This is a genomic window from Streptomyces silaceus, assembly GCF_001419745.1.
Lineage (GTDB): Bacteria > Actinomycetota > Actinomycetes > Streptomycetales > Streptomycetaceae > Streptomyces > Streptomyces silaceus.
Map to the genome: position 1 here is coordinate 1 of NZ_LIRJ01000330.1, position 5,196 is coordinate 5,196.

General features: G+C 68.5%; 3 protein-coding genes. 1 reads left to right on the forward strand and 2 read right to left on the reverse strand.

Annotation, left to right across the window (positions count from 1 at the left end; translation table 11 throughout):
- Positions 1-178: 178 nt before the first annotated feature.
- Positions 179-2,323, reverse strand: a complete 2,145-nt coding sequence (locus AOK22_RS43030) for an LAGLIDADG family homing endonuclease (protein WP_244165045.1) — start codon at positions 2,321-2,323, stop codon at positions 179-181.
- 1,821 nt (positions 2,324-4,144) lie between these two features.
- The gene (locus AOK22_RS27650) at positions 4,145-4,642 is read right to left on the reverse strand and encodes an Lrp/AsnC family transcriptional regulator (RefSeq protein ID WP_055701440.1); all 498 of its coding nucleotides are present in this window, start codon (positions 4,640-4,642) and stop codon (positions 4,145-4,147) included.
- Between the two features lie 73 nt (positions 4,643-4,715).
- Between AOK22_RS27650 and AOK22_RS27655 the strand changes: the two genes are divergently transcribed.
- Positions 4,716-5,196, forward strand: a 481-nt coding sequence (locus AOK22_RS27655) for an EamA family transporter (protein ID WP_157872300.1), incomplete at its 3' end; no start/stop codon positions are given.

Genomic DNA, 5,196 nt, shown 5'->3' on the forward strand with positions numbered 1-5,196 from the left:
CCGAAGAGGACTTCGAGTCGACCCGCGCGCTACTGCGCACGGGCGGCGAGAGTGCGGCGTGGTGACCCAGCCGACGCCGCCGCTCGTCGCCTCCGGCCGCTCCGGTGATGCGGTCTGCGTATACGGTCCGCTTCTCTTGAAAGCCCGCCCCGCTGATACCCCGCGCCCCGCCTCCGCGCTATCCATCCCGTGGCACACGGGTGCCGGTGGGCCGCCGTGCGATGCCCCAGCGCACCAAGTAGTTGCGAACCGTCGAAACACTCACCCCGTACCGAGTGGCCAGTTCGCGTAACGATGCCTGGGCATACTCGCGCTCCAAGGTCTGCCGATCCACTCGCCGTTCCAGGCCCAGGCGCTGGTTGCGGGCCCTGCGCTTCACCCCGGCGCGGGCGAGTGCGTCCAAGACTTGGTCTGGGCGCACCCCCAGCATCACGGCCAGCTCGTGGGTTTCGTGGCGGGCGTAGAGCTGTTCGAGCTCCCCGGCCGGCAGGGCGCGGGCCGCGTTGGGCATCAGCTCCGGTCCTCGCAGTTCCCGTTGCCCCGCCTCGCGCAGCAGGGCCCGTATCTGGGAGTGCGGTACACCGTGCCGCAGCGCCAGGGCGGTGACGTTCTCGCCCTGCACGTGCTCGTCGGCGACCTGCCGGGCCGATGGCCGCACCTCTCTGTCCCGGGCGCGCAGCGGAACACCGGCTGCTCCTCGGGGGATTCTCGGGCGGGTGATCCCCGGGCGCAGGGCTACGGCAACACCGTCCACGGCGATCCAGGCCTCCTCCCCCGCAGTCAGACGTACCCCCCATCCGGGAATGGGCGGCGCGGCGGAGGCGAGCCGGTCGTGGTAGGCCTTTTGGTAGAAGGTGTGCCCCTGAACAGCGGCACAGTACTTGTTCTGCTTGTCGGTGTCGGCGAACCCGGCCCGCTGGAGGTAAGTGAGGGTATCGGCACCGGAGATGATCAGCCTCCAGCCCTCCTTCGCCTCGTACAGGCGGCTGCCACCACGACCATCCGGCATGCGGTGACGGCGCGCCGGGTGCCCGAGGCGGATCCTCGAGCGGACACCCAGCCAGGAGAGCATCCGCTGTACTCGCAGCAGCATCTTGGCATCGGACTGGGACAGCCGGATGGAGACGCCCGCAGTGGCAGGGGTCCCCTCGACGTGTCCGTCGCAGTCAAAGAGCGACCGGAGGAGGCCGGCGAGGAAGGCGGGAGCCACGCCTTCCTCGCAGAGCCGTCCGGGCCGCTTGCTGCCCGGCGCAACCCCGTAGCTGAGGACCATCTCCAGGGCGGCGACGGGGAGTTTGTACCGCCACTTGTCATGCCGGGCCAGGTAGGACCATCCGCGGGCGTCGCTGCGGCGGGGAAAGTCCTCGGCGCACCAGGTGATGTGTTCCCGCACCCGCTGCGCACCTTCAGCATGGCCCCAGACATTGAGCTCTGCCGTGGTCTGGACGAAGTGACCGTCACCGATGAGGTGTCCCGTCAAGTACCCGTCTCGGGCATCGCCCTCACCCGACCACTGCGCGCCGTCGAGGACTGCGGTTCCCACCCGGGCAGCGGGAGCCAGGGCACCGGCGGCCACCGGAGACGGAGGCAGGAAGCGCTTGGCAGGCCGGGGCCGCACAGCCGCGACACCGTGCCGCTGGCGCGGAGGCAGGGGCGGAGTTGGCCTCACTGCGCCAGCGGCCAGCAGGGTATGTGGGCAGGCGGTCAGGACCGGACCGCCGTCCAGACGGAAGGTGCGCAGCAGGGCAGGGCCCGCGGCGGAGACCTCTGCCTCGACGAAGCCGGGGCCATGGGCGCGCGCGACGCGGATGCGCCTGCCTTCCAGGCGCCACAGCGGGTAGGGGCCCGAAGCAGTGAGGACCCAGGAATCCTCGGACAACGTTCCGGAAGTCGGGTTCAGCGGATGGGCCTTCCTGTGAATGGCGGTGGGCCGTGCAAGCGGTATCCCGACAGCGGCACCGCCCTGGACGGGCCGACGGGGAGGGAAAGCCGCTCGGGCACGCCAGAAATCTGCGTTGCGAGGGCCGGTGAGCCATCCGATCAGACGCTCGGCATCTGCGTGGAAAGCGCGGGGCAGTGAGGTCTCCTCACCGACGACAAGGCTGAGCGCGTCGGCGTCATGGCTAGCCTGATCCCTGTCGCACCAGCAGGCCACGTTCACCGCCGCGTCGACCGCGAGCCGACCCCAGTCTGTCCACACCACGTGAAGCAGGAAATCCAGTTGGTCGTCCCCGTCTGCATGCTCGATGACATCGAGGCCGAGAACGATGGGCGTCCAGGCTGCGGGCCCGGGAAGACCACGTGATCCAGTGCCCACACCCACTCCGCCGTGTCTCCGTCCCCGCGAGCCGCATCGACCGCACGGGCGGCTTGCTCCAGGCATGCCACGCCGGCAGGCGACAGGCGGGGAAACGGCGTGGTCAACGGGACATCGTCGAAGACACCTCGCATGAGCCGATCATGCGTTCTCTCTGCTACCCACGACAAGGAGACACCTCCCTGAGATTTCCCACCACACGACCGGCATCCTGACGATTACCAAGCTGAGCCTTCAAGGGGTACGCCGACACGCCCGCCAGCGGCCCGCCGGGCGCCCGTCAGTCCCTCGCGACACGACGTACCTCTTGTTCGACGTCGAGACGGTTCAGTCGCTCGGCCTTGGCATAGCGGGTGATGGCGTGTCCTGTGCCGTGGCCGCCGCGCCGAACCAGGCCTGGGGCTGACGGGTTCGCTCATCGTGGCAGTCGAGCAGATCCAGTTTCTTGCGTTCGAGATCGGCGGCTCGCTGCGCTGCAACCAGCGAGGGGGCAAGCCAGTCTGATCCGGTCCCTCCCCAGAGGGCGGCGGATTGCACCCTGCCCCGTCTGCTGAGTCGGATGCAACCGCTTCGCTCACCGGTTCCAGCGGCTGGGCAAGCACGTGCGGCATCGGCATCCTGGTACCGACTTGATCTGAGGCCCGGTTTGTACTCGCGATGCTGGGTGCGGCGCCATTCGAATCCAGCGGAGGGAGCCGACCGTCCGGCTGGGGCTGGGGCTGGGGCTGCGGAGCGTCCGGGGTTCTAGGGGCCAACGTGGCAGTTCGAACTGGTGCTGGGTCGTCGGCTGTGAGCGTCAGGTCAACTCCATAGATGCCGCGGCGTTCCAAGGGGGCACTGGAGATCCAGGTGTCATCGCCGAAGGTGCAGGTGGTGTCCGCGTCTCTACCTGAATAGTGGATGTGTCCTTCCGAGGCCTGCTGCTCTTCGAAAACAGTTGCATTCTCACTCTGGTAGTCGTCCCACCGGGTCCGGTCGTCCATACCACCCACATGTAGGCGCCCGAGCGCTGATCCTTGCGGGAAGAGGCGAACAGCGGGGCCACGCTTCTGGTGGCCGCGCCGATCAAAGTCTGGCCGACCGTGACCCCGCGGGTGTTGCCCTGGTGACCGTCTGGAACGCGGTGCTTGCGCACGTACATGTGCGGGCTCTTGACCCCGCTCCGTTCAGCCTTGCACTGGTTTCCTTGGCTGCTTTCCGCACAGACCAGCAGTTCACGACCTCGCTCAGCGACCGGCTGCAGCAGGCTCTCGAGAAGTTCGGGCAGGGACGGCCATGCACTGCCCAAGCCGAGGTCCTCCTTATCGAGTTCGAGGATTCGCTGGAGGCCGGAATGCAATACACCATTTGCCACAGATACCCCACCCCGGTAGCAGCGCGCAGAACCTTCTCTTCCAAGGCAGGGATCGCCACTGACAATCGGACCAGGACTGAGGGGACTTGAGTACTACAGCCCTTGAGCCTGGTGTCGTAGGGGCTGGCGTCTCATGACCCCTTCAGCAAGTGTGGTCCCGGCGCAAGCGGGGTAACCCGGACCCGCTGTGCGTCGGCCTGTGCCACCAGTTGCGGTCCCGCGCAAGCAGGGATGAAACGATCCGTCCGAGTGGCTGCCGCCGCTCGCGGATGTGGTGTCGCCGCGCAGCGCCGTCCCAGAACCGTCAGCCTTCCGCACAGCAGCCAACCGGGCCCGGACGACGAACCGCACCCCCGTCTTCGGAACCCCGTACCTCACGTGAAAGACGGCACCCCGTCCCAGCGGGCGCCGAAGGACTCCTCAGAGGGAATGGCCGGCCTCGCTTCGGCGTCGGACGCACAGGACCACCGCCGTTACCGGTGCCGGCGCGCGTGGCGGAGGGGTTCGGTGGGGGTGGCCGGTTCGATGATGCGTGGCTGGACGTGTTCGTAGGCCATGGTCGTCTGCACGTCGGCGACCTCCCGGCGTTCGGTGAGTCGGTCGATGACGAAGGCGTATACGCCGTTCACGTCCGGTACCGCGATGTGCAGGAGGAAGTCGTAGGCACCGGAGGTGACGAACATGGCGATCACTTCGGGCAGTTGCTGTGCCCATTCCCGGAATCCTTCGATGACCGGTCGGGCGGGAGGTCGGATGCGTACCGAGATCAGCGCCTGTACGGGGCGGCCGGCCGCTTCCAGGTCCAGTGCGGCGTGGAAGCCGGTGATCAGGCCCCGTTCGCGGAGCAGCCGTACCCGTTCCAGCGATGTCGACGGCGAGACGCCGGTCTTCGCGGCCAGGTCCCGGTTCGTCTGCCGTGCATCGTGCTGCAGCTCCCGCAGAAGAGCCCTGTCCACCGCATCAAGTTCCATGATTCCACCCTTCTGGCACACATCATGCGCTGACCTGAATACCTTGGCGTACTAGTGCCTAGCCTATGGCGTCATGAGGCAACAAACGTACGGGTTCTTCGGCAGTGCCGGTCCGGTCCTGGGGGCCATGCTGCTGTGGGGCACGGTCGGTCCCGCGCAGGCCCTGGCCGGCACCCCCTTGGGGCCTGCCGCGCTCGGTGGCCGGCGGCTGGTCGTCGGCGGCGTGGTGCTGGGCGTACTCGCCCGCCGTGACTTGCTCGCCCTCGTCCCGGCGATGCGGCAGGGCCTGATCCGTCCGCTGCTGGTCTGCGCCGCCGCAACCGGCGTCTACCAGGCGGCCTTCCTCTGCTCCACCGCCCGCACCGGCGCGGCGCTGGCCACCACGGTCGCCCTGGGGATCGCTCCCGTGGCCACCGGGCTGATCGGCAAGGCGCTGAGCGGTGAACGGCTCACCCGCACGTGGCTGATCTCCACGGCCGCCGCGGTCACCGGGTGCGCCCTGCTGATGGCGCCCGCCGGGAGCGGCGTCGACGTCCTGGGGCTGGGGGCGGGGG

Excerpts from the sequence above, each read along its gene's own strand:
- AOK22_RS27650 (WP_055701440.1), bottom strand. The coding sequence starts at position 4,642 with ATGGAACTTGATGCGGTGGACAGGGCTCTTCTGCGGGAGCTGCAGCAC.